Origin of the sequence: Streptomyces niger (assembly GCF_000718305.1) — a bacterium.
Classification (GTDB): Bacteria; Actinomycetota; Actinomycetes; order Streptomycetales; family Streptomycetaceae; genus Streptomyces; species Streptomyces niger.
The window spans coordinates 359,411-381,655 of record NZ_JOFQ01000006.1; the positions used below are offsets into that span (position 1 = coordinate 359,411).

At 71.8% G+C, this 22,245-nt stretch carries 21 protein-coding genes and 2 pseudogenes; 10 read left to right on the forward strand and 13 right to left on the reverse strand.

The genetic code is table 11. The annotated features are described in order from the left end of the window. The first annotated feature begins 27 nt into the window (after positions 1 to 27). Both IF20_RS14195 and IF20_RS14200 read left to right on the forward strand, forming a co-directional pair. The gene (locus IF20_RS14195) at positions 28 to 486 is read left to right on the forward strand and encodes a nuclear transport factor 2 family protein (protein ID WP_052865486.1); all 459 of its coding nucleotides are present in this window, start codon (positions 28 to 30) and stop codon (positions 484 to 486) included. Positions 487 to 508: 22 nt separating this feature from the next. Then, positions 509 to 1,147 carry a LysE family translocator gene (locus IF20_RS14200; RefSeq protein ID WP_052865487.1) on the forward strand — a complete coding sequence of 213 codons (639 nt, stop codon included), beginning with the start codon at positions 509 to 511 and terminating at the stop codon, positions 1,145 to 1,147. 93 nt (positions 1,148 to 1,240) lie between these two features. Here IF20_RS14200 and IF20_RS14205 read toward each other — a convergent pair whose 3' ends face one another. Beyond that, the gene (locus tag IF20_RS14205) at positions 1,241 to 1,519 is read right to left on the reverse strand and encodes a DUF6355 family natural product biosynthesis protein (protein ID WP_052865488.1); all 279 of its coding nucleotides are present in this window, start codon (positions 1,517 to 1,519) and stop codon (positions 1,241 to 1,243) included. Between the two features lie 135 nt (positions 1,520 to 1,654). Continuing rightward, positions 1,655 to 3,325, reverse strand: coding sequence for an NAD-dependent malic enzyme (locus IF20_RS14210; RefSeq protein ID WP_052865489.1), 1,671 nt, complete (start codon positions 3,323 to 3,325; stop codon positions 1,655 to 1,657). Positions 3,326 to 3,552: 227 nt separating this feature from the next. Between IF20_RS14210 and IF20_RS14215 the strand changes: the two genes are divergently transcribed. Further along, complete coding sequence (locus IF20_RS14215) at positions 3,553 to 4,590, forward strand: alpha/beta fold hydrolase (RefSeq protein ID WP_052865490.1); 1,038 nt, start codon at positions 3,553 to 3,555, stop codon at positions 4,588 to 4,590. A gap of 98 nt (positions 4,591 to 4,688) precedes the next feature. Here IF20_RS14215 and IF20_RS14220 read toward each other — a convergent pair whose 3' ends face one another. Then, complete coding sequence (locus IF20_RS14220) at positions 4,689 to 5,114, reverse strand: DUF2267 domain-containing protein (RefSeq protein WP_052865491.1); 426 nt, start codon at positions 5,112 to 5,114, stop codon at positions 4,689 to 4,691. Between the two features lie 51 nt (positions 5,115 to 5,165). Beyond that, positions 5,166 to 5,576, reverse strand: a complete 411-nt coding sequence (locus IF20_RS14225; RefSeq protein ID WP_052865492.1) for an SRPBCC family protein — start codon at positions 5,574 to 5,576, stop codon at positions 5,166 to 5,168. Between the two features lie 484 nt (positions 5,577 to 6,060). Here IF20_RS14225 and gntA point away from each other — a divergent pair, with 484 nt between their 5' ends. Continuing rightward, on the forward strand, positions 6,061 to 6,765 hold the full coding sequence (gene gntA / locus IF20_RS14230) for a guanitoxin biosynthesis heme-dependent pre-guanitoxin N-hydroxylase GntA (protein WP_052865493.1): 705 nt from the start codon (positions 6,061 to 6,063) through the stop codon (positions 6,763 to 6,765). Positions 6,766 to 6,913: 148 nt separating this feature from the next. Here the strand turns inward: gntA and IF20_RS37745 are convergent. Further along, a pseudogene (locus IF20_RS37745) lies at positions 6,914 to 8,369 on the reverse strand (alanine--tRNA ligase-related protein). Positions 8,370 to 8,482: 113 nt separating this feature from the next. Beyond that, a pseudogene (locus tag IF20_RS14245) lies at positions 8,483 to 8,662 on the reverse strand (tRNA (adenosine(37)-N6)-threonylcarbamoyltransferase complex transferase subunit TsaD); the annotation flags it as partial. A gap of 198 nt (positions 8,663 to 8,860) precedes the next feature. Between IF20_RS14245 and IF20_RS14250 the strand changes: the two are divergent. Next, a complete protein-coding gene (locus IF20_RS14250) occupies positions 8,861 to 10,213 on the forward strand; it encodes a cytochrome P450 (RefSeq protein ID WP_052865497.1) in 1,353 nt (450 codons plus the stop codon). Positions 10,214 to 10,246: 33 nt separating this feature from the next. On the opposite strand, the gene IF20_RS39170 is transcribed toward IF20_RS14250, so the two are convergent. From IF20_RS39170 to IF20_RS14270, 5 genes are all read right to left on the reverse strand, one after another. Continuing rightward, positions 10,247 to 10,405 (reverse strand): hypothetical protein, encoded by a 159-nt coding sequence (locus IF20_RS39170; protein WP_199896595.1) that lies wholly within the window; start codon positions 10,403 to 10,405, stop codon positions 10,247 to 10,249. Between the two features lie 148 nt (positions 10,406 to 10,553). Continuing rightward, positions 10,554 to 11,516, reverse strand: coding sequence for a cytochrome c oxidase assembly protein (locus IF20_RS14255; RefSeq protein ID WP_052865498.1), 963 nt, complete (start codon positions 11,514 to 11,516; stop codon positions 10,554 to 10,556). A gap of 176 nt (positions 11,517 to 11,692) precedes the next feature. After that, on the reverse strand, positions 11,693 to 12,718 hold the full coding sequence (locus tag IF20_RS14260) for a 6-phosphofructokinase (protein WP_052865499.1): 1,026 nt from the start codon (positions 12,716 to 12,718) through the stop codon (positions 11,693 to 11,695). Between the two features lie 487 nt (positions 12,719 to 13,205). Beyond that, the gene (locus IF20_RS14265; protein ID WP_052865500.1) at positions 13,206 to 13,934 is read right to left on the reverse strand and encodes a type 1 glutamine amidotransferase; all 729 of its coding nucleotides are present in this window, start codon (positions 13,932 to 13,934) and stop codon (positions 13,206 to 13,208) included. Positions 13,935 to 13,965: 31 nt separating this feature from the next. Continuing rightward, positions 13,966 to 15,204, reverse strand: coding sequence for a MurT ligase domain-containing protein (locus IF20_RS14270; protein WP_052865501.1), 1,239 nt, complete (start codon positions 15,202 to 15,204; stop codon positions 13,966 to 13,968). A gap of 255 nt (positions 15,205 to 15,459) precedes the next feature. On the opposite strand from IF20_RS14270, the gene def reads away from it, so the two are divergent. Next, positions 15,460 to 16,008 carry a peptide deformylase gene (gene def, locus IF20_RS14275; protein ID WP_052865502.1) on the forward strand — a complete coding sequence of 183 codons (549 nt, stop codon included), beginning with the start codon at positions 15,460 to 15,462 and terminating at the stop codon, positions 16,006 to 16,008. Between the two features lie 202 nt (positions 16,009 to 16,210). Here the strand turns inward: def and IF20_RS14280 are convergent, their stop codons facing one another. After that, positions 16,211 to 16,852 (reverse strand): TetR family transcriptional regulator, encoded by a 642-nt coding sequence (locus IF20_RS14280; RefSeq protein WP_052865503.1) that lies wholly within the window; start codon positions 16,850 to 16,852, stop codon positions 16,211 to 16,213. A 149-nt stretch (positions 16,853 to 17,001) separates the two neighbouring features. On the opposite strand from IF20_RS14280, the gene IF20_RS14285 reads away from it, so the two are divergent. Then, positions 17,002 to 18,231, forward strand: a complete 1,230-nt coding sequence (locus IF20_RS14285) for an acyl-CoA dehydrogenase family protein (RefSeq protein ID WP_052865504.1) — start codon at positions 17,002 to 17,004, stop codon at positions 18,229 to 18,231. Positions 18,232 to 18,363: 132 nt separating this feature from the next. Here the strand turns inward: IF20_RS14285 and IF20_RS14290 are convergent, their stop codons facing one another. Beyond that, positions 18,364 to 18,897, reverse strand: coding sequence for a hypothetical protein (locus tag IF20_RS14290; protein WP_052865505.1), 534 nt, complete (start codon positions 18,895 to 18,897; stop codon positions 18,364 to 18,366). 467 nt (positions 18,898 to 19,364) lie between these two features. On the opposite strand from IF20_RS14290, the gene gcl reads away from it, so the two are divergent. The 3 genes from gcl to IF20_RS37750 all read left to right on the forward strand — a co-directional run. Further along, the gene (gene gcl, locus IF20_RS14295) at positions 19,365 to 21,152 is read left to right on the forward strand and encodes a glyoxylate carboligase (RefSeq protein ID WP_110944149.1); all 1,788 of its coding nucleotides are present in this window, start codon (positions 19,365 to 19,367) and stop codon (positions 21,150 to 21,152) included. A 109-nt stretch (positions 21,153 to 21,261) separates the two neighbouring features. Then, positions 21,262 to 22,086: a TIM barrel protein gene (locus tag IF20_RS14300; protein ID WP_052865507.1), complete on the forward strand. Its 825-nt coding sequence runs from the start codon at positions 21,262 to 21,264 to the stop codon at positions 22,084 to 22,086. 53 nt (positions 22,087 to 22,139) lie between these two features. Further along, the coding region (locus IF20_RS37750; protein WP_234426652.1) for an NAD(P)-binding domain-containing protein at positions 22,140 to 22,245 on the forward strand (106 nt) is incomplete at its 3' end.

The following is a 22,245-nucleotide window of genomic DNA, read 5'->3' on the forward strand; positions in this document are numbered from 1 at the left end:
GAGCAGGCACGACGTCAGGAGACCGCCATGACAGCAGCCCGGCCCCCGTTCCCGCCGTTCGACGAGCGGACCGCGCGCCAGAAGGTGCAGGCCGCCGAGGACGCCTGGAACACCCGCGATCCCGAACGCGTCGCGCTCGCCTACACCGAGGACACCGTCTGGCGGAACCGGGACCGGCACCTCACCGGGCGGGCCGAGGTCACGGCCTTCCTGCGGGAGAAGTGGGCCCGGGAGCTGGACTACGTACTGCGCAAGGAACTGTGGGCCTACGAGGGCGACCGGATCGCGGTCCGCTTCCAGTACGAGTGCCGGGACGCGGCGGGCCAGTGGTGGCGCGCGTACGGCAACGAGCTGTGGGAGTTCGCCCCGGACGGGCTGATGAGCCGCCGGGAGGCGAGCATCAACGACGTCCGGATCAGCGCGGCGGAGCGGCGGCTGACCGGCCCCCGGCCGGCGGGCGAGCGAAATCCCCTACCGCTCTGGTGACCGGCGCTGCTTGCATGGGGGCATGATGTCCACCGACCGGTTGCTGGCCTTCGCGCTCATGTCGTTGCTGCTGATCGTGGTGCCCGGCCCCAGCGTGCTGTTCGTGGTCGGGCGGGCGCTGGCGCAGGGGCGGCGCGCCGCGCTGACCACCGTCGTGGGGAACACGCTCGGTGCGTACGTCCTCGTGGTGGCCGTGGCCTTCGGGGTCGGCGCGCTGGTGGAGCGCTCGGTCCTCGTCTTCACGGCCCTGAAACTCGTGGGCGCCGCGTACCTGGTGTACCTCGGCGTGAAGGCGGTGCGCGGGCGACGCTCCCTCTCGACCGTGTTCGCCGCCGACGCGGCCGCGCACGGCAGCCTGCGCACGCTGGCGGAGGGGTTCGCGGTCGGCGTGGCCAACCCGAAGACGATCGTGTTCTTCGCCGCCGTCCTGCCGCAGTTCGTGGAGCGCGGGCAGGGGCACGTCCAGGCGCAGATGCTGCTGCTCGGGCTGGTCTTCAACGCCATCGCGGTGGCCTCCGACAGCGTGTGGGGGCTGGGCGCCGCCGCGGCGCGAAGCTGGTTCGCCCGCTCGCCGCGGCGGCTCGCGGCGGTCGGCGGCGCGGGCGGGCTCACCATGATCGGCCTCGGCGTCACCGTCGCCGTGACGGGCCGCAAGGACTGAACCCCGCACGCCGCCTCTGCCGTACCTCGGCACCGGGGTGGGAGGCCGGGGCCGGCCGGCGGCGCCCGCCGGCCGGCCCCGCCGCCCGCCGGATCAGCAGGTACGGCCGACGTAGTGCGCGCCGTCGATCTCGTCGGCGGAGCCCAGCCAGGTCACGCCCGGCACCACACAGCGCTCGTAGTTGGGGCCCCACACCTCCACCTCGATGACCACGTGCGAGCCGTCGTCGGTGCAGTGGTTGTAGTACGCGTCGCTGCCGGTCTCGTAGAAACCGCAGGGATCGGCGGCCGCGCCGGGGGCGGTCGAGACGGTCATGCCGAGGACGAGGGCCGCGGCGCCGACGGCACCGGTCAGGAAACGGCGAACGCTCATGACGGAACTCCTTGTTCAGAGGGTCCAGGGCCGAGCAGCGGTGGCTCGGCCGTGTGAGGAGCGTCGCGCCGTTCGGGCGAGGGTGTCAGTCGATCTCGCCCGGACGAGTGAGGCGAACCATCAGATCGTGCACAGCTATTCGTCACATCCCCGGTCGGGCGCGTCGGGCAGCGGGGCGTACTCCGGCTGCCACATCGCGTCCTGCACGGCCTGGACGAGATCGTCCGGCACCACCGTGGCCACCCCGTCCTCGGCGGCCGCACGGACCACCGCCACCGCCACCGTCGCCGAAGAAGCCCGCAGGTTCGACACCTCCGGCAGCAGCGGGGCGCCCGGCTCGCCCGTCGCGACCTGCCCCGCGACCGCCTCGGCGGCGGCCCGCAGCATCCCCGGCGTCACCCGCTCGGCCCGCGAGACCAGCACGCCGAGGGCGATGCCGGGGTAGACGAGCGCGTTGTTGGCCTGGCCGATGACGTGCCGCACCCCGCCCACCTCCACCGGCTCGACCGGGACGCCGACCGCGGTCAGCGCCCTGCCGTCGGTCCAGGACAGCAGCTCGGAGGGGAGCACCTCGATACGCTCGGTGGGATTGGACAGCGGCAGCACGACCGGCCGCTCGACGTGGCGTGCCATCGCCTCCACCACCTCGCGGGTGAAGGCGCCGCGGACCGTCGAGGTGCCGACGAGGAGCGTCGGACGGGCGTGCCGCACGGTCGTCAGCAGGTCCACGCGGCCGTCCTCGGACAGATCGGCCGCCTCGGCGGCGGGCCGTGCGTACTCCCGCTGGTAGTCGCGCAGGTCCGGCATGTCGTCCCGCAGCAGCCCCGGCTTGTCGACGAGCCAGAAGCGCCGGACCGCCGTGTCCTCGTCCAGGCCGTCGCGGACCATGGCCGCGCGCAGCTGGTCGGCGATGCCGACGCCCGCCGTGCCCGCGCCGAACACCACGACCCGCTGGTCGCGGAGCGGGACGCCGGTCACCTCCAGCGCCGACAGGGTCGCCGCGAGCGTGATGGCGCCGGTGCCCTGCATGTCGTCGTTGAACATGCGGTGACGCGTGCCGTAGGTCTCCAGGATGCGGCGGGCGTTGCCGGGCCCGAAGTCCTCGAAGTGCAGCAGGGCGTGCGGATACAGCTCGGCGACGGTCCGCACGTAGTCGGCCACGAACCGGTCGTAGCGCTCGCCCCGTACCCGGCTGTGGCGTACGCCCAGGTAGAGCGGGTCGTTGAGCAGCGCGGCGTTGTCGGTGCCGACGTCCAGCACGACCGGCAGGCAGCGTCCGGGGTCGAGGCCGGCCGCCGCGGTGCAGACCGCGAGCTTGCCGATCGAGATCTGGACGCCGTGTACGCCCCAGTCGCCGATGCCCAGGATCTGCTCCGCATCCGTCACCACGACCATGTCCACGTCGTCCGCCGACAGGTGCAGCGCCTCGAACGAACGGCGGACGTCCTGCGGACGATCGATGGACAGGAACACCCCTCGCGGACGCCGGTACTCATGGCTGTAGTCCTTGATCGCCTGCCCCACGGTCGGGTCGTAGACGATCGGCAGCAGCTCTTCGAGGTGGTCCATCAGCAGCCGGTGGTAGAGCACTTCGTTGCGGTCGTGCAGCTGCTCCAGGTAGATGTGGGCCGCCAGGTCGGTGGGTTGCCGCCGCAACTGCCCGTACGCGCGCCGCGCCTGCTGGTCCAGCGTGAGCACGCCGTCCGGCAGCCGCCCCACCAGGCCGTGCCGTTCGCGTTCCGCACGGGTGAAGGCCGTTCCGTGGTTGGTCAAGGGGTCGCTCATCACCCATGGCAGTCCGGCCATCCGATCTCACCTCGCTCGCTGTGCCCTCGCCGCCCCTCCGCCACGTACGCCGCCCGGCGCGTACCGCCGCGCACGCGCACTGCCCAGTATCCCGCCGGAGGCACCGGCCCGCACCGCAGCGGGCCGTGCGCCGAGGCGGAAGCGAAATGCTCCGGTAACGGTGCGGGGGCGCGACAGCTCCTACGCTCGTACGCGGACCCTGTCGGCTGCCTGGGGGAGGTACGCCCGTGGCCCTCGGACCGCGTCCGCCCCGCGCGGGGCGCCTGCACGCCACCGCCCACGACGACGTGGAGCTGCGCTACCACGTGGTGCACGGTTACCGCCGCGCCTACCGCTACGCGGGCCGCGGACCCGCCGTCGTCCTCGTCCACGGCATCGGCGACTCCTCGGCGACCTGGGCCGGCATCATCCCGGCGCTGGCCCGCAGCCACACGGTCATCGCCCCCGACCTGCTCGGCCACGGCGCCTCGGACAAGCCCCGCGCCGACTACTCCGTGGCCGCCTACGCCAACGGCATCCGCGACCTGCTCGGCGTGCTCGGCATCGACCGGGCGAGCCTCGTCGGGCACTCGCTCGGGGGCGGCGTGGCCATGCAGTTCGCGTACCAGTTCCCGGAGCGCACCGAGCGCCTGGTGCTGGTCAGCGCCGGGGGAGTGGGCCGGGAGGTCACCCCCGTCCTGCGGGTGGCGTCGATGCCGGTGGCGGCCGCGCTGCTCTCGGTCCTCGGCCTGCCGGGCATGCGGTGCCAGACCCGGCTGGTCCTCACCCTGCTCGGGGCGCTCGGCACGGACCTCGGCCGGGACGCGCCGGTCCTGATGCGGCTGGTCGACGCGTTGCCGGACGCGGCGTCCCGCAACGCGTTCGTCCGCACCCTGCGCGCCGTGGTGGACTGGCGGGGCCAGGTCATCACCATGCTGGACCGCTGCTACCTGACCCAGGGCATGCCGACACTGCTGCTGTGGGGCGCGCGGGACGGCGTGATACCGGTACGGCACGCCCACCGCGCGCACGCCGCCATGCCCGGCAGCCGACTGGAGATCTTCGAGGGCGCCGGGCACTTCCCCTTCACCGCCGATCCGGCCCGGTTCCTAACCACGGTGGAGCACTTCCTCGAAACGACCCGGCCGGCCGACTGGAGCCCCGAGCGCTGGCGCGAGCTGCTCAGGGCGGGCCGCCCCGGCAGCACCGTCGGGCGGCCGGACGACGCCCGCAACCGCGCCGTCGAGCAGGAGCTCCAGAGCGAGAGCGAGCGCAGCGCCACCTGACCCGCCCGCCGCGTCCCCGCGGCCTTACGGGAAGCCGTCCGGCCCCCGGCGGCCCGCGGCCTTACGGGGAGTCGTCCGGCCCCCGGCGGCCCGCGGCCTTACGGGGAGTCGTCCGCCCGGCTCTCCGGCAGCAGCTCGCGGATGTCGGGCGGCAGGACGCTCCCGAGCTTCTCCGAGAGCTCGGGCGCCAGGGCCGCGTCGAGGGCCTCGAAGACCGCGCTCGCCTCCCGCAGCGCGACGTCCTCCGGGACCCCACCGCGCCAGGAGATGCGTGCGGCGAAGGCCGTCAGGTCGAACCGCTCCGCCGTGTGATGCCCCTCGGGGCCGCCTTCGTGCGCGGCGACCACCCGCCGGACGTGCTCGCCGAGCTCGTGCGGGAGCTGGGCCGCCAGGTGCTCCGCGAGACCGTCCGGCACCCGCTCCGCGAGCGTCTCCAGGGTCGCCCGTACCGCACGCTCCGCCGCCGCGCGGTCCGGGAGCGCGGCGCCCGTCTGCACCACCCGCAGGAATTCCTCGTGCCGCATGCTGGTCTGCCTCTCTTCGCTCTCTTCGCTTCTCTTCACTCGCGCTGCGCGTCAGCCCGCGTCGTCCACGCGGAGCCGTACCTGCTCCGCCAGCCGCTCCAGACTCCGGTCCAGCGCGGCGTGCACGGCCTCCTCGCCCGGGTCGTGGGCCTCCTCGAAGAAGGACAGGTGGATCGTCACCTCGCTCGCGCCGCTGCCGATCCCGGAGACCTGGAGCCAGCCGGCGTAGCTGCCGTCCTCCCGGGTGCCCCACTCCACCCGCTGCTGGTCCTTCTCGGCCCGGAACAGCGCGGACGCGTCCTGCCCGGTGTGGTCCTCGTGCACCGTCACCGCCGGCAGCTGCTCCTCCCGTACGTGCAGCTCGGCCGGCAGCCAGGCGTCCAGCCGGGACACGTCGCTCACCTGGTCGAAGACGTGCTCCGGCAGCGCCGGCATCGTGCGCGCACGCTCGTACTCACTCATGCCGCACCTCTCCTCTCGTGTCGTCCGGGACGTGGCACGGGTTCCACGGATCCCCGTACCGGAACTCCCCCTCGGAACGCCTGCCCCGCGAGACCGCGCGGCGCCGCACAACCACCCGTTCGCGCGGCAGAACGCCGCAGGACGCCGCGGGACGGCCGCAGGAAAGGACGCGGCCATCCGCCGTTCGCCCGTCCGTCGCTCCCGAATCGTCCGCTCACCGTCCGTGAAAAGCCGTGGTCGTCCCGAGATGTGAGCGAATCGTCGCCGGCAATTTCCGCGCGGATTTTCACAGACCGGCCTTTGGCCGTCACAATCACTCAGCGACCCTTCCCCGTTCTCAGCGGTCTCGGTCCTGCCCGCGTGCGGCGACGACTTGCCGCCGCCCGCGGATCCCGGGAGCCGCCGGTAGGGGGTGGGCGCTTTCACACGCACAGGAGGAGCGATCTCCCTTCGAGGAGGCACGTAATTGGAAGGAAGGCTGGCCATGACCGCGGATGCGCGTGGCGAGGTCGAGGAGTTCATACTGGGCGATCGGTTCGCCTGCCTGGCAGGCCGTTCGGCCTGGCGGCGGGGCGGTATCACGCACCGGCACTACGACCGGATGGGAACCGAGGAAGCCGCCCGGCTGATGGCGTACGACCTCTCTGAATTCGTCGACGGCGCGGACTGGAGCGCCCGGACCTTCACCAGCTTCATCGCGACCTTCGAGGAACCTCGCGGAGTCGATGAGCTGCGGTTCGAAGAGCTGCTCTGGCAACAGCTGCAGCTGCTCCACGAACAGGACGCGGAAAGCCATCGCTGGGCCGAGGGCTATTCGTCCGATCCGCAGTCCGGTGAGTTCGGGTTCTCCGTGGCCGGCCATCCCTTCTTCGTGATCGGCCTCCATGAGACGCACGTCCGCTGGGGTCGCCGGCCGCCCTTCCCGATGCTGGCCTTCAATTCCCACGAGCAGTTCGCCGCCATCAAGGGCGCCGGGATGTGGGATCGCCTCGCGGACAAGATTCGCAAGCAGGACATCAAGCTGCAGGGCGATATCAATCCGAATCTGTACGAGTACGAGCAGCTCTCCGAGGCCCGCCGTTACTCCGGCCGTCCCAAGCCCGCCGATTGGCAGTGCCCCTTCGCTGCCCGGGAAAGCGCGCGTCCGCACACGGAGGAACGCGAGCTGACGACGGCCTCGGCCCCGTAAGCCCTGTAAGCAGACTGCCGAAACGGAGCCGGCCGCCGGGCGGAACACTCGACACCCCGGCGGCCGACCCCCTGGCGGCCAGCCGTATCGCTGATCGGCAGCCGTCGACGCGGCCGGCCGCCGATCAGCGGTACGGCCCGCCGCCGGCTCAGCGGTCGCCGACGAGGCGGGGCAGCTCCGCCAGCGTGCCGGCCAGGCGCCCGGCGGGCAGGCCGCCGCCCTGCGCCAGCTCGCCCGATCCCCCGCCACGGCCGTTCAGGAGCCGCTTGACCAGCGCGGACGCGTCCAGGCCCGCCTCCCGGGCGGCCTTGTTCAGCGCGAGGACGACCACCCCGGCAGCCGTACCGACGCCGGCCACGCCCGGCACCGCCGCCGGAAGCCGGTCGCGTACGGCCGTGGCCAGGGCCCGTGCCTCGTCCGTGCCGCCCTCGGCGGTGGCGGTCACGACCCGCACCCCGGCCGCGTCCACCGCACCGGCCGACAGTTCGGCAGCGCGCTGCACGACGGCCTGCCGCCTGAGCCGGGCGTTCTCCCGGTCGGCGGCCTTGAGCCGCGCCAGCAGACCCGCGATCCGGTCGGGCAGCTCGGCGCGCGGGGCGCCCAGCTGCTCGGCGATCCCCGCGACCAGGTCCCGCTCGCGCGCGAGGTACGCGAAGCCCTCGAGGCCCACCGCGGCCTCCAGCCGCCGCAGCCCGGCGCCGACCGAGCCCTCCGACGTCACCGCGACGGTGCCGACCTGGGAAGCGTGCGTGACATGGGTGCCGCCGCACAGCTCGCGCGACCAGGCCCCGCCGATCTCCACGACGCGGACGCTGTCCCCGTACACCTCGTCGAACAGGGCCAGCGCCCCCAGCTCCTTGGCCCGCGGGAGCGACATCCACTTCACCTCCACGGGCAGGTCCCGGCGGAGCGCCCGGTTCGCGACCTCCTCCACCTCGCCGCGCACGGCGGGGGAGAGGGCGCCGCGCCAGGGGAAATCCAGGCGCAGACAGCCGGGGCGGTTGTACGAGCCGGACTGCGAACCGGTCCTCGTCGACGGCCGGGCCGCCCTCGGGGCCGAAGGCCGGGCCACGGTCGTAGAACAGCTCGGAGGACGGCCCGCAGGGCCCCGGCACGCCCATGGACCAGAAGTTGTCCGCGTCACCGCGGGCCACGATCCGCTCGTCCGGCAGGCCGGCGATCCGCCGCCACAGGACACGCGCCTCGGCGTCGGAGTGGTGGACGGTGACCCAGATGCGGTCCGGGTCCAGGCCGAAGCCGCCGTCGGCAGGCGCGGTGGTGGACAGTTCCCAGGCGTACCCGATGGCCTCCTCCTTGAAGTGGTCGCCGAAGGAGAAGTTGCCGTTCATCTGGAAGAACGAGCCGTGCCGGGTGGTCCTGCCGACCTCCTCGATGTCGCGCGTGCGGACGCACCTCTGCACGCTGGTGGCCCGTGGCCACGGGGGAGCGGTCGTGCCCGTCAGGTACGCCTTGAAGGGCACCATGCCGGCGTTGACGAAGAGCAGCGTCGGGTCCGGGGTGGGCAGGGGAGCGCTGGGCACGACCGTGTGGCCGCGCGCGGCGAAGTGGTCGAGGAAGCGGCTGCGGATGTCGGCGGTACGCAAGGTCGCTGCTCCGGTGGGTGGGTCCGAGGGGCGGTCGGGGCCGACGGACGAACGGGTGGCGGCGTGCCGGTCGGGCGGGCCGGCCGCCGGGGTCAGGCCGCTCGCGCGGGCGCGACCGGCGTGAAGGAGTGCACGTGCGCCCGCGCCGCGATCTCCGGCACCACTCCGCCGAACCGGGCGTGGTCGGCCACGCTCGACGCCACGGCGTGGCCCAGCAGCCGCCCCTCCCGCACCAGCCCCGCGCCGGTCTCATCGCACGACGACTCGATCCCGAGCACCACCGGAGAGCCCACGACAGCCTCTTTCGCATAGTTCATGTAATTGCAATCAATGTGCAATAAGGTACCTGCGCGTCCCCCTCCGGCGCGAGAGCACGGACGGATGCATCCGTGTGGAAAACATGATTAATGGGGTAATCCTTGCGCAACTGCCCGCAAGCGCAGCGGACCGGTCCCCACCCCTCCGCGCCTCCTCGTGTTCCGGGAGTTCCCATGCCCGTGTCCACCGTCCCCCTCGAACCCGTCCCCGGACCCCGCGGCCTGCCCCTGCTCGGCAACCTCCCCGCCTTCGGCCGCGACCCCCTCGGCTTCCTCGTCCGGCTGCGCGACGACTTCGGGGACGCGGTCACCTGGTCCCTCGGCCCCAAACGCAGCCTCTTCCTCTGCCACCCCGAACACATCGCGGAATTCCTCGCCGCCAGGGAAGGCACCTTCGAGCTGCTGGAGATCGGCTGGGCCATCAAACAACTCGTCGGCAGCAGCCTCATCCTCAGCAAGGGCAGCGACTGGCGCCGCAAACGCTCCCTGGTTCAGCCCGCCGTCCGCCCCCGCCAGGTCCGCGCCTACGCCGCGGCCATGGTCGAGTGCGCGCGGGCCGCGGCCGACGAGTGGCAGGACGGCGACCGCATCGACGTACGGCAGCAGATGACGCTGATCACCCAGCGCATCGTGGTGCGCACCTTCTTCGGCAACGACCTGGGCGACCGCGCCTCGGCGCTCGGCGAGGCGATGGCCGAGGCCGAGCACGCCATCGGCGTCGAACTGCGGAACATGAGCTTCTTCCTGCCCGACTGGATCCACACCCCCGGCCGCCGCCGCCTCCTCCGCGCCGTCGCCACCATCGACGCCGAAGTGCACCGCCTCATCCGCGCCCGACAGCGATCCGGCGACACCGCGGACCGCGACGACCTGCTGAGCAGGCTCCTCGCCGCCCACGACGAAGAAGGCCGGCCACTGACCGCCAAGGAAGTCCGCGACGAGGCCACCACCCTCTGGGCCGCCGGCCACGAAACCACCTCGACCGCCCTGACCTGGATCTGGTACCTGCTCTCCCGCGCGCCCGAAGCCCGCCGACGGCTCACCGCCGAACTCGACCAGGTCCTCGCCGGACGCCCACCCGACATCGACGACTACGACCGCCTGCAGTGGACCCGCCAGATCGTCAAGGAAGCCCTCCGGCTCTACCCGCCCGCCTGGCTCATCCCCGCCGTCGCCCGCGACGGCGCCGCAATCGCCGGCACCCGCATCCCCGCCGGCACCGTCGTATGGTGCAGCCAGTGGGCCACCCACCGCGACCCGCGCTGGTTCCCCGACCCCACCCGCTTCCGCCCCGAACGCTGGGACCCGGAAGCGCCCGACGCCGGCCCCCACCACGCCTGGTACCCCTTCGGCGGCGGCCAGCGCGCCTGCCTCGGCGCCCGCTTCGCCCAGGTCGAGGCCGTACTGCTGCTCGCCACCCTCGCCCAGCGCTGGAGCATCGACGCCGCACCCATCGACCCGGCCCCGCGCGTCGGCCTGCTCCTCCAGCCGGCCGCACCCGTGCACGCCACGCTGCGCCGCCACTGACCCCGGCGCCCGCCGGGCGAGCCGCACACGGGCTCACCAGCGCTTGCCGGCCACCACCCCGACCGTCACCAGCGCCAGCACCACCCACGCGAACCACAGCCAACCACTGCTGCCCAACGCCACCGTGTAAGCCGTGGCCAGGACCAACCCGCCCACCGTGCACCCCGCCATTGCCTTGGCCGATCCGGGCATGCTGGACCTCCTCACGGCAGCCCGGGCACGGATATGCCACGGGCCGCGACCTTGGGAACATGTTCCCCGGCCGCGGCCCCTGCCGCCAGCTCTCGCGGCATTCCGCCACGCTCGCCCGGTACCCGACCGGGCCGCCCTCAGGCTGCCCTCAGCTTTGGCTGCCCTGACTGCGCGCGTTCAGCGACGCAAGATACGCGTTGTACGCCGCCAGCTCCTTGTCACCGTCCCGGTCCGCCGCCCGGTCCTTCCGCACCGACTGCCGCTTCTCCGTCGTGTACCACTGGAAGACCAGCGCGATCAGCACCAGCACCGACGGAATCTCACTGAACGCCCAGGCGATACCGCCCGCCGCCTGCTGATCCGACAGCGCATCGATCCCCAGCGAAGCCGGCGGGTGCTGGAACGTCGTCACCATCGTCTCCGACGCCATCATCAACGCGATACCGAAGAACGCGTGGAACGGCATCCCCGCGAACAGCTCCAGCATCCGCATCACGTAACCCGGCCGGTGCGGACCCGGGTCCACCCCCATGATCGGCCAGAAGAACACCAGGCCCACGGCCAGGAAGTGCACCATCATCGCGATGTGCCCGGCCCGCGACTCCATCAGGAAGTCGAACAGCGGCGTGAAGTACAGCGCATACAAGCTCGCGATGAACAGCGGAATCGTGAACGCCGGATGCGTGATGACCCGCATGTACCGGCTGTGCAGCAGCGCCACCAGCAGCTCGCGCGGACCCTTGTGACCGCGCCCCGCGGTCGGCAGCGCCCGCAGCGTCAGCGTCACCGGCGCGCCGAGCAGCAACAGGATCGGCGACAGCATGCTGATCACCATGTGCTGCACCATGTGCACACTGAACATGGCCATGCCGTAGTCGTTCAGCTTCGTGCACATCACCAGCGCGACGGTCAGCACACCCACGACCCAGGCCACGATCCGGCCCACCGGCCAGCTGTCACCGCGCCGCCGCAGCCGCAGCACGGCCCAGCCGTACAGCGCCAGCCCCAGCAGGCAGCCGACGAGGAAGAAGGCGTCACCGCCGAATTCCAGCCCGCGCCCCAGCGTGAACGGCGGCAGATCCATCATCATGCCGTGCCCGCTGTGATCCATCCGCTCGCTCCTGATTCGCACCAATGCTCCGCGACCAGACTAGAGCCGCCCCCGGCACGAACGGTGACCGGGGGCGACTCGTACGACGGGCAACCACCTGCACGCATACCCGCCGCGGCGGCTGCGCGGACCGGCGTGCTGCCCGGCACGCCCGCCGCCCGTAACAGGCCCTCGGCTCAGAGCACCCACTCGGCTTCCGCGTACCGGTCGCCCGGCACGGTCTTCAGCGTCTCCACGGCCTCCGCCAGCGGCACCAGCGTGATGTCCGTACCGCGCAGCGCGGTCATCATCCCGAAGTCGCCGCGGTGCGCCGCCTCCACCGCGTGCCAGCCGAAGCGCGTCGCGAGCACACGGTCGTACGCGGTGGGGGTGCCGCCGCGCTGCACGTGCCCCAGGATCACCGCACGGGCCTCCTTGCCGAGCCGGTCCTCCAGCTCGACGGCCAGCTGCCGGGCGACGCCCGCGAACCGCTCGTGGCCGTACATGTCCTTGCCGCCGACCTCGAAGTCCATCGATCCCGCACGCGGCTTCGCGCCCTCCGCGACGACCACGATGGCGAACTTCTTGCCGGCGTCGAAACGCGCCGCGACCCGCGCCGACAGCTCCCCGATGTCGAAGGGCCGCTCGGGCACGACGACGGCGTGCGCGCCGGCCGCCATGCCGGAGTGCAGCGCGATCCATCCGGTGTGCCGGCCCATGACCTCCACGATCAGCACCCGCTGGTGCGACTCGGCGGTGGTCTTGAGGCGGTCCAGCGCCTCGGTGGCCACGCCCACCGCCGTGTCGAACCCGAAGGTCAGGTCGGTCGACGCGATGTCGTTGTCGATGGTCTTCGGCACGCCGACGATCGGCAGCCCGGCGTCCGACAGCAGCCGCGCCGCCTTGAGCGTGCCCTCGCCGCCGATCGGGATGATCGCGTCCAGGCCGAGGTCGGCGACGTGGCCGCGGGCCCGCTCGACGCCGTCCCGCAGGTGCGCGGGCTGCACGCGGGAGGAGCCGAGGATGGTGCCGCCGCGGGCCAGGATGCCGCCCACCGCGTCGAGGTCGAGCTTGCGGTAGTCGCATTCCAGGAGGCCGCGCCAGCCGTCGTGGAACCCGATGACGTCGTCACCGTGGTCGGCGACGGCGCGGTGCACGACGGAGCGGATGACGGCGTTCAGACCGGGGCAGTCGCCTCCGGAGGTGAGTACACCAATACGCATTGCTCGTAGAAACCTCTGCAACTCAACCGGATGACCGGACCCCGTCGTCCGGTTGGGATGTGGGTCACCCTACAAGCGCCGGGGCCCCCAGCGCGCGGTCCGCCCGCAGTTCGAAATCGCGGCCGCACAAACGAGCCCACATCCGGCCACCCGCGCACCGCCCCCGCTCTCACAGGCGCCACCGGGCACCTCCCACACCCCGTAACCGTTCCCCGGTACAAGGGGGGCCCAGGTGGCGAAACGATGCGCCTGGGGGACAACTTTTAGCCCCCCAGGAACGCCGCCCCCCCAGGAACGCCGCCCCCACCCAGGCGCGCCGACCCCTAGGCACGTCGACCCGCCAGGCACGTCGCCCCCCTCAGGGACACCGAACTTCCCCCAGGCACGTCGAACCCCCCTCGCCCGTTGGTCAGGCAAGGGGGGCCGTGTGCCGAAACGTTGCGCCGGGGAGCCGTTCCCGCGCCGTTCCCGTTCCCCGGTGCGCGTCCTACGCCGGCTGCGTCGCCGCGGCGATCCGCTCCTGGCGCAGCGCCTCGTACCAGTGGTCGTTCACCGGCGGCAGCGCGTTCACGTCCAGCGCCAGCTTGATCAGCAGGTCGGCGATGTGCGGATTACGTGCCATGACAGGGCCGTGCATGTACGTACCGAAGACCGTGTCGTTCCACGCGCCCTCGTAGCCGTCACCCACGCCGTTGCCGTTGCCGAACCGTACCTTCGCGAACGGCCGGGCGGTCTGGCCGAGGTGCGTGACGCCCTGGTGGTTCTCGAAGCCGGTCAGCGGCGGGAGGTTGAGGCTCGGGTCGATGTCGGCCAGTACGTCGCCGACGCACCGCTCGCCCTCGCCGCGGGTGCTCACCACGTCCAGCAGCCCGAGGCCCTGCTCGCGCTCGCCCAGGTCGTTGATGAACTCGTGGCCCAGGATCTGGTAGCCGGCGCAAACCGAGAAGACGATCGCGCCGTTGGCGACCGCCCGGTTCAGGCCGCCGTCCCGGCGCAGCCGCTCGGCCGCCAGGCGCTGCGGCCGGTCCTCGCCGCCGCCGATCAGATAGATGTCGCCCGAGGTGGGGATCTGCTGGTCGGAGCGGACGTCCAGGCGCTGGACGTCCAGCCGGCGCTGTCGCGCGCGGCGCTCCACCACCAGGGCGTTGCCCTGGTCCCCGTACGTGCTCAGCAGGTCCGGGTAGATCCACACCAGACGCAGGCTGTTCTCACTCATGCTTGCTCGTCCTTGTCCGTCGCGGATCCGGTCAGTTGCCCACGCGGCGGCGCAGGTCCTGGAAGGCGGTGTAGTTCGCGATGACCTCGATGCGGCCGGGCGGTGCCTGCCGTACGGCCTCGTCGACGTCCTCGCACACCTGGAAGTCCAGGCCCGCGACCTCCAGCCGGACGGCCAGGTCCAGCTTGCGGTCGCCGATCACGAAGATCGGGTGGCCGGCGAGCCGGGTGTAGTCGACGTCCCAGAGCCAGGAGGTGTCCGTGCCGTCGGCGCCGCGGGCGTTGACGGACAGGATCACCGGGGTCGGCGGCGGGTCGATCAGCGAGAACGTCTCCAGCCAGCCAGCCGGGTTCTTCGCGAGCAGCAGTCGCAGCTCGCGCTGCATGAACGGGACCACGTCGTACCGGCCGGCGACCGCCTGGACCGAGTACATCCGCTCCAGGGCGATCTGCGGCGGCACGCCGAACGCGGCGGCGACCGCGGCCGAGGTGGTGGCGTTGGCCTTGTTGGCACGCCCGGGCAGCTGGAGCTTGATCGGCCAGGCCGAGCCGTGCGGGTCCAGTACGTGGTCGCCGGAGAGCGCCCAGCTGGGCGTCGGGCGGCGGAAGCCGCACTCGCCGCAGAACCAGTCGTCGCCGGGGCGCTGCATCACACCGCCGCAGGACGGGCAGGACCAGGCGTCGTCCTTCCACTCCTGGCCGGCCGCGACCCAGACGACGTTGGCGGACGAGGAGGCCGCCCAGACGATCAGCGGGTCGTCGGCGTTGGCGACGACGAGCGCCTTGGAGCCGGCCAGCCCCTCGCGCCACTTCTCCGCGAGCATGCGGGTCTCGGCGGCGCGGTCGAGCTGGTCACGCGAAAGGTTGAGCAGCGCGATGGCCTTGGGGGTGACGTCGCGGGCGACGGTCGAGAGGTACTTCTCGTCGACCTCGATGACGCCGTACTTCGCGTCCGAACCCCCGGCCAGTGCCGAGGTGATGCCGGCCGGCATGTTCGCGCCGAGCGCGTTGGAGACCACCGGGCCGCTGGCGCGCAGTGCTTCCGCGATCAGCCGCGTGGTGGTGGTCTTGCCGTTGGTCGCGGACACCAGGACCACGTCCAGGTGGGTCGCGAGCCGGGCCAGCAGGTCGGGGTCGAGCCGGAGCGCGACCTTGCCACCGATCACCGAGCCGCTGCCGCGGCCCACCGCGCGCGATGCCGCCGCCGCGGCCCTGCCCGCCGTCACGGCCAGCTTGGCCCGCGGCGACAGCGGGTCCGTGTTGCCTGCCATCGTCCTAGATCCTCCTTGCATCCGGCGCCCTCCTGCCCCCTGGGCCGCCGGTGGAACGCCCCTCCGTACCGGCCCGGCCGGCCGGGAGGCTGTGGTTGGGGATCAGCCTATCGATTTCCGCGCCGCAGCCCGAACCAGACCACCCGTGAGGAAGTGTGAAGGTTACCGTTCGGACGACGTTCGGCGCGGTCCGGCGGTTCCGCCGGCAGGGACCGGAACGTGGCTGGTCGTCGGCCGGAACGTACCCTTTCCGGCATGCGACACCGCTCTCTCCCCGGCAGTTCCGGCCGCGTCCGCCCGATGCGGCTGCTCGGCGACCCGACCCTGCACGCGCCGTGCGAGGAGGTCACCGACTTCGGGCCCGAGCTGGCCCGGCTGGTGGAGGACATGTTCGCGACGATGTACGCGGCCCGGGGTGTCGGCCTCGCCGCGAACCAGATCGGCGTGGACCGGCGGGTGTTCGTCTACGACTGCCCGGACGACGAGGACGTGCGCCACCTCGGGCACGTGGTCAATCCGCGGCTGGTGGCGGTGGGCGGCGAGCTCGTCCGCGGCCCTGAGGGGTGCCTGTCGCTGCCCGGTATCGAGGCCGGTACGCCGCGTCACGACGAGGCGGTCGTCGAGGGCGTCACGCTGGCCGGGGAGCCCTGCCGGATCGCGGGTACCGGCTTCTTCGCCCGCTGCCTGCAGCACGAGTGCGACCACCTGGACGGCGGCCTCTACGTGGACCACCTCACCGGCCTGCGCCGCCGCCGAGCCCTGCGGGCGGCGGCGAAGGCACCGTGGGCGGCGGGCGGCGCGTAGCTGGCGTGTGGGCGGGCCGCCCCACAGCCGGGCGGGCTGCCCGAAGCTGGGAGGGCCGCGCAGCAGCCCGGGCACCATGCCAGTTGCCGGAGCGTTCCCCAGTACAAGGGGGGCCGGGAAGCGAAACGTCACGCCGGCCGGGGCCCGGGAGGGAAACGTCGCCTCCGGTCCCGGGTTCCGTGCCGACGGTTCCGTGCCGGCGCTAGAACCCCGGGCCGCCCGGCCGGTCGCCTGCCGCCGCGAGGCGTCCCCAGAGCAGATCCGCGAGATGCTGTACCAGTTGCGCTCGCGAACACGGCTGTTCCCGCAGCCACCAGTCGCCGGCCGCGTGCATCATCCCGACGATGCCGTGTCCCCACACCCGCGCCAGCTCGCCGCCGGCCGGCCCCAGGTCCACCCGCTCGGCGATCACCTGCGCGAGCTCCTCGCCGAGGCGGCGCAGCAGCGGCGCGGAGTGCCGGCCGACGTCGAAGCCGCGGTCGCCGGTCTGGCCCTCGTCGGACGGGTGCATCAGGAAGCGGTACACCTGGGGCCGGGCCTCGATGGCCGCGAGGTAGGTGTCGAGCGTGGCCTCGACCCGGTCCCTTCGCGGTACGGGGGAGTCCAGCGCGGCGCGCAGTCCGGCCAGGAGGGCATCGGTGTGGCGTACGGCGAGTGCGCGGTAGAGGCCGCCCTTGTCGCCGAAGTGCCGGTAGAGGATCGGCTTGGTGATCCCGGCCTCGGCCGCGATGGCGTTCATGGACGCCTCGGGTCCGTCGCGGAGGACCACGCGGTCCGCGGCCTCCAGCAGCTCGCGTCGTCGGCGCTCACTGGCCGTACGGCGGCTCTCCTGTGTCATTTCCATCGTCCGGCTCCCCGCCCTGGTGAATTCGTGCTGTTCGCGCAACGTAACACCCTGCCATCGGACGGGAGATATCGGTCGCTGAGGTTGACATCCCTTACTGGCGAGTAACACACTGCTGTTACCGCAAGTAACGTACTGCTGGAGGGGTCATGGCCGAGTTCATCATGGAACTCAACGACGAGCAGAAGGAAGTCCGGGACTGGATCCACGGGTTCGCCGCGGACGTCATGCGCCCCGCCGCCGCCGAGTGGGACGAGCGCGAGGAGACCCCCTGGCCGGTCATCCAGGAAGCGGCCAAGATCGGAATCTACTCCCTCGACTTCTACGCGCAGCAGTACTTCGACCCCACCGGCCTCGGCATACCCATGGCCATGGAGGAGCTGTTCTGGGGCGACGCGGGCATCGCCCTGTCGATCGTCGGCACCGGCCTGGCCGCCGTCGGTGTCCTCGCCAACGGCACCGAGGAGCAGATCGGCACCTGGATCCCGCAGATGTACGGCGACGTGAACGACGTCAAGGTCGCCGCCTTCTGCTCCTCGGAGCCGGACGCCGGCTCCGACGTCGCCTCGATGCGCACGCGTGCGGTCTACGACGAGGCCAAGGACGAGTGGGTCCTGAACGGCACCAAGACCTGGGCGACCAACGGCGGCATCGCCAACGTCCACGTCGTCGTCGCGGTCGTCGACCCCGAGCTCGGCTCCAAGGGGCACGCCTCCTTCATCGTCCCGCCGAACACCCCGGGCCTGTCACAGGGCCAGAAGTTCCAGAAGCACGGCATCCGCGCCTCGCACACCGCCGAGGTCGTCCTGGAGGACGTACGGATCCCCGGCAGCTGCCTGCTCGGCGGCAAGGAGAAGCTCGACGAGCGCCTCGCCCGCGCCCGGGAGCGCGCCAAGGCCGGCGGCGGCGAGCGCGTGAAGAACGCCGCGATGGCCACCTTCGAGGCCTCCCGCCCGGCCGTCGGCGCGATGGCCGTGGGCACCGCCCGCGCCGCGTACGAGGAGGCCCTGGAGTACGCGAAGACCCGCGAGCAGTTCGGCCGCCCGATCATCGACAACCAGGGCGTCGCCTTCCAGCTCGCCGACATGCGCACCTCGATCGACGCGGCTCGGCTGCTGGTCTGGCGCGCCTCCTGGATGGCGGTCAACGGCAAGCCCTTCACGGCGGCCGAGGGTTCCCAGTCCAAGCTCTTCGCGAGTGAGACCGCCAAGAAGGTCACCGGCCAGGCCATCCAGATCCTCGGCGGCAACGGCTTCACCCGCGAGTACCCGGTCGAGCGCATGCACCGCGACGCCGCGATCTACACGATCTTCGAAGGCACCAGCGAGATCCAGCGCCTGGTCATCGCGCGCACGCTGGCGGGCATGCCGATCCGGTAACACGTCCGCCGTGCGACGGCCCGCGTAGCGCGGGGTATCGAAGAATCGCCCTTCCGGCCATGCGGAAGGGCGATTCGCCTGTGTGCGGTGCCGCCCGGCGCCGTTGTACGGCTGGCCCGGCTCTCCCGATGTCTACCGACCCAACCCCCCTGGCTCCGGCTGGACCTGCGGTGCGGGGGGACGTTGGTGGATCTCCCGGCCCCGGGCGAGCCGGTCGGCGAGCTCGCCGGCGAAGCGCTCCGGCGGTGCCTTCCGGATCTGCGTGGCGACGCCGTTCACATACTGCGAGATGTACCGGTCCGCGCGGTCGCCCAGCCGCGCGTGCAGCGCGGCGAGGTCGATGCAGTCCTTGGCCGCGACCCGTGTTTCGAGCCCCGCGCGACGGAGATCTTGTGTTCCCGCTCCACGGCCGTACCTAGGCTCCGCTGCGGAGCTCGGGGAAGCGCGACCCCCACACCTGTAGGACCGGTGCCGGGCCGAGCCTTCCACCAGGAGCTTGCGGTACAGCTGCAGGCAGTACCACCGTTCCGAGACGTCGATACGTGCCGACAGTTCCCGGTCGGTGAGGTGGGCGGGACGTCGATACGTGCCGGCGCCGGCACCGCGCAGCTCGGCGAGGTCCGTCACCACCTCGAAGCCGTGGCACAGCAGCCGGTCACCGGTCACCGGTCTGCGGATCGCTGAGTGCGGCGGCGATGCCGGGCGCCATCCGCCCCTCCCGCACCGCTTCCCGGAGCGCCTCGTGCTGCTGCGCACGGTCCCGGGCCACGCCACCGAAGTCCGGCGCCTGGGACCCCGCCTCCCGCGAGAAGCCGGCAGCCTCGCCGAAGTCGGCAATCGCGAACTCGGCGTCGTCAAAGCCACCCGACCGCCACCGTTCGAGGCGGCCCTCTCGCTCTCACCCCCACCTGCGCCCCTCCCGGTCCTGTCGAGGTCGGCCCTTGACGGCTGGATCGTCGCGCTCTACCTTCTCATTCCATCAAGCAAAACTTAGTTTCCGTAATGCGGAAAGCGCGGCTCTCCGGTCCTTCGGAATGCCCTTCGGAATGTCCTTCGGGACGTTCTTCGGGACGTCCCTCGGGAGTACGAGAGCCCGCCCTTGTCAGGCCGACGCAGGAACGCAGGAGTACTCGATGCCTCGTATGACCGCCGCGCGTGCGGCAGTGGAGATCCTCAAGCGCGAGGGCGTGACGAACGCCTTCGGCGTGCCGGGTGCGGCGATCAACCCCTTCTACGCGGCCCTGAAGGCCGGCGGCGGCATCCAGCACACGCTCGCCCGCCACGTGGAGGGCGCCTCGCACATGGCCGAGGGGTACACCCGTACCCACCCCGGCAACATCGGTGTCTGCATCGGTACGTCCGGCCCCGCCGGCACCGACATGATCACCGGCCTCTACTCCGCGATCGGCGACTCGATCCCGATCCTGTGCATCACCGGCCAGGCGCCGACCCACGTGATCCACAAGGAGGACTTCCAGGCCGTCGACATCGCCTCGATCGCCAAGCCGGTCACCAAGGCCGCGACCACCGTCCTGGAGGCCGCGCAGGTCCCCGGCGTCTTCCAGCAGGCCTTCCACCTGATGCGGTCGGGGCGGCCCGGCCCCGTCCTGATCGACCTGCCGATCGACGTCCAGCAGACCGAGATCGAGTTCGACCCGGAGACGTACGAGCCGCTCCCCGTCTACAAGCCCGCCGCGACCCGCGCCCAGATCGAGAAGGCCCTCTCGATGCTGAACGAGGCCGAGCGGCCCGTGCTGATCGCGGGCGGCGGCGTCATCAACGCCGACGCCTCCGACCTCTTCGTGGAGTTCGCCGAGCTGACCGGCACCCCGGTCATCCCGACGCTGATGGGCTGGGGCGTTCTCCCCGACGACCACGAGCTCAACGCCGGCATGGTGGGTCTGCAGACCTCGCACCGCTACGGCAACGAGAACTTCCTGGCGTCCGACTTCGTCCTCGGCATCGGCAACCGCTGGGCCAACCGCCACACCGGCTACAAGCTCGACGTCTACCGCAAGGGCCGCAAGTTCGTCCACGTCGACATCGAGCCCACCCAGATCGGCAAGATCTTCGCCCCGGACTACGGCATCGCCTCCGACGCCAAGGCCGCGCTGGAGCTCTTCGTCGAGGTGGCGAAGGAGATGAAGGCCGCGGGCAAGCTGCCCGACCGCGGCGAGTGGGCCGCCGCCACCCAGGAGCGCAAGGCCACGCTGCAGCGCCGTACGCACTTCGACAACATCCCGATGAAGCCGCAGCGCGTCTACGAGGAGATGAACAAGGCGTTCGGGGCCGACACCCGGTACGTCTCCACCATCGGCCTCTCCCAGATCGCCGGCGCGCAGATGCTGCACGTCTACAAGCCGCGCCACTGGATCAACTGCGGCCAGGCGGGCCCGCTGGGCTGGACCATCCCGGCCGCGCTCGGTGTCGCCACCGCCGACCCGGACGCGCAGGTCGTGGCGCTCTCCGGTGACTACGACTTCCAGTTCATGATCGAGGAGCTGGCGGTCGGTGCCCAGCACCGCATCCCGTACGTCCACGTCCTGGTCAACAACTCCTACCTGGGCCTGATCCGCCAGGCGCAGATCGGCCTGGACATCAACTTCCAGGTCAACCTGGAGTTCGAGAACATCAACTCGCCGGAGCTGGGCGTCTACGGCGTCGACCACGTCAAGGTCGCCGAGGGTCTGGGCTGCAAGGCCATCCGCGTCACCGACCCGGCCGAGCTGGGCGCCGCCTTCGAGCAGGCCAAGAAGCTGGCCGCCGAGCACCGGGTGCCGGTCGTCGTCGAGGCGATCCTGGAGCGGATCACCAACATCTCGATGAGCAAGACCGCGGACATCAGCGATGTCACCGAGTTCGAGGAGATCGCGACCGAGCCGTGGCACGCGCCGAGCGCGATCGCGCCGCTGAAGAGCTGACGGCGACGGGTCTCCCGTACGCGCCGCGGGCGGGAGACCCGTACCCGGGTGCGGGCCGCCCGCACCCGTAAGCCTCCGTACCGTTCACACCGGAAGGAACCCACCCCTCATGGGCTTCACCGACACCCGTTTCAACGTCAATCTGTCGATCCTCTTCACCGAGCTCCCGCTGCTGGAGCGGCCCGCGGCGGCTGCCGCCGCCGGCTTCACCGCGGTCGAGCTGTGGTGGCCGTGGGTCGACGCGCCGGTGCCCGCGCAGTCCGAGCTGGACGCGCTGCGGGACGCGCTGAACGACGCGGGCACGCAGCTGGTCGGGCTGAACTTCTACGCCGGCCGGCTGCCGGGCCCGGACCGCGGCGCGCTCTCCGTCCCCGGCGAGGAGTCGGAGAAGTTCCGCGCGAACATCGACGTCGCCGCCGAGTTCGCCCGCACGATGGGCTGCAAGGCGCTCAACGCGCTCTACGGCAACCGCGTCGAGGGCGTCGACCCGCAGGTCCAGGACACCCTGGCGCTGGAGAACCTGGTACTCGCCGCGCGGGCCGCCGACCGCGTCGGCGCGACGCTGCTGATCGAGGCGCTCAACCAGCCCGAGTCGCCGCTGTGCCCGATCGTCTCGGCGCCCAAGGCCATCGAGGTCGTCGACAAGGTCAACGCGGCCACGGGGCTGGGTAACGCGAAGTTCCTGATGGACCTGTACCACCTGGCCATGAACGGCGAGGACCTGGGCGAGGTCATCGAGAAGTACACCGAGAAGACCGGGCACGTGCAGATCGCCGACAACCCCGGCCGCGGCGCGCCCGGCACCGGTGAGCTGGACTTCGCCGACCTGCTCGGCCGGCTGAAGAAGGCGGGTTACGACGGCTGGGTCGGCCTGGAGTACAAGCCCGGCGACCGGCCGAGCCACGAGTCCTTCGGCTGGCTGCGCGGCGCCTGAACCTGCCTCCTCCTTACCCCAACACCCCATACGAGAAAGGACTGCGCACCTCAATGAGCGCTCTTCCCAAGGTTGCGTGGATCGGTCTGGGCATCATGGGCTCCCCGATGGCGGAGAACCTGATCAAGGCCGGCTACTCCGTCACCGGCTACACCCTGG

What these genes read in the sequence shown, in the direction of transcription:
- gntA (WP_052865493.1), top strand. Translation starts at nt 6,061, where the DNA reads ATGACCGCGGATGCGCGTGGCGAGGTCGAGGAGTTCATACTGGGCGAT.
- IF20_RS14210 (WP_052865489.1), bottom strand. Translation starts at nt 3,325, where the DNA reads ATGGCCGGACTGCCATGGGTGATGAGCGACCCCTTGACCAACCACGGA.
- IF20_RS39170 (WP_199896595.1), bottom strand. Translation starts at nt 10,405, where the DNA reads ATGCCCGGATCGGCCAAGGCAATGGCGGGGTGCACGGTGGGCGGGTTG.
- IF20_RS14255 (WP_052865498.1), bottom strand. Translation starts at nt 11,516, where the DNA reads ATGGATCACAGCGGGCACGGCATGATGATGGATCTGCCGCCGTTCACG.
- IF20_RS14195 (WP_052865486.1), top strand. Translation starts at nt 28, where the DNA reads ATGACAGCAGCCCGGCCCCCGTTCCCGCCGTTCGACGAGCGGACCGCG.
- def (WP_052865502.1), top strand. Translation starts at nt 15,460, where the DNA reads ATGCGACACCGCTCTCTCCCCGGCAGTTCCGGCCGCGTCCGCCCGATG.
- IF20_RS14200 (WP_052865487.1), top strand. Translation starts at nt 509, where the DNA reads ATGATGTCCACCGACCGGTTGCTGGCCTTCGCGCTCATGTCGTTGCTG.
- IF20_RS14250 (WP_052865497.1), top strand. Translation starts at nt 8,861, where the DNA reads ATGCCCGTGTCCACCGTCCCCCTCGAACCCGTCCCCGGACCCCGCGGC.
- IF20_RS14285 (WP_052865504.1), top strand. Translation starts at nt 17,002, where the DNA reads ATGGCCGAGTTCATCATGGAACTCAACGACGAGCAGAAGGAAGTCCGG.
- IF20_RS14280 (WP_052865503.1), bottom strand. Translation starts at nt 16,852, where the DNA reads ATGGAAATGACACAGGAGAGCCGCCGTACGGCCAGTGAGCGCCGACGA.
- IF20_RS14225 (WP_052865492.1), bottom strand. Translation starts at nt 5,576, where the DNA reads ATGAGTGAGTACGAGCGTGCGCGCACGATGCCGGCGCTGCCGGAGCAC.
- IF20_RS14265 (WP_052865500.1), bottom strand. Translation starts at nt 13,934, where the DNA reads ATGAGTGAGAACAGCCTGCGTCTGGTGTGGATCTACCCGGACCTGCTG.
- gcl (WP_110944149.1), top strand. Translation starts at nt 19,365, where the DNA reads ATGCCTCGTATGACCGCCGCGCGTGCGGCAGTGGAGATCCTCAAGCGC.
- IF20_RS14270 (WP_052865501.1), bottom strand. Translation starts at nt 15,204, where the DNA reads ATGGCAGGCAACACGGACCCGCTGTCGCCGCGGGCCAAGCTGGCCGTG.
- IF20_RS14205 (WP_052865488.1), bottom strand. Translation starts at nt 1,519, where the DNA reads ATGAGCGTTCGCCGTTTCCTGACCGGTGCCGTCGGCGCCGCGGCCCTC.
- IF20_RS14260 (WP_052865499.1), bottom strand. Translation starts at nt 12,718, where the DNA reads ATGCGTATTGGTGTACTCACCTCCGGAGGCGACTGCCCCGGTCTGAAC.
- IF20_RS14220 (WP_052865491.1), bottom strand. Translation starts at nt 5,114, where the DNA reads ATGCGGCACGAGGAATTCCTGCGGGTGGTGCAGACGGGCGCCGCGCTC.
- IF20_RS14300 (WP_052865507.1), top strand. Translation starts at nt 21,262, where the DNA reads ATGGGCTTCACCGACACCCGTTTCAACGTCAATCTGTCGATCCTCTTC.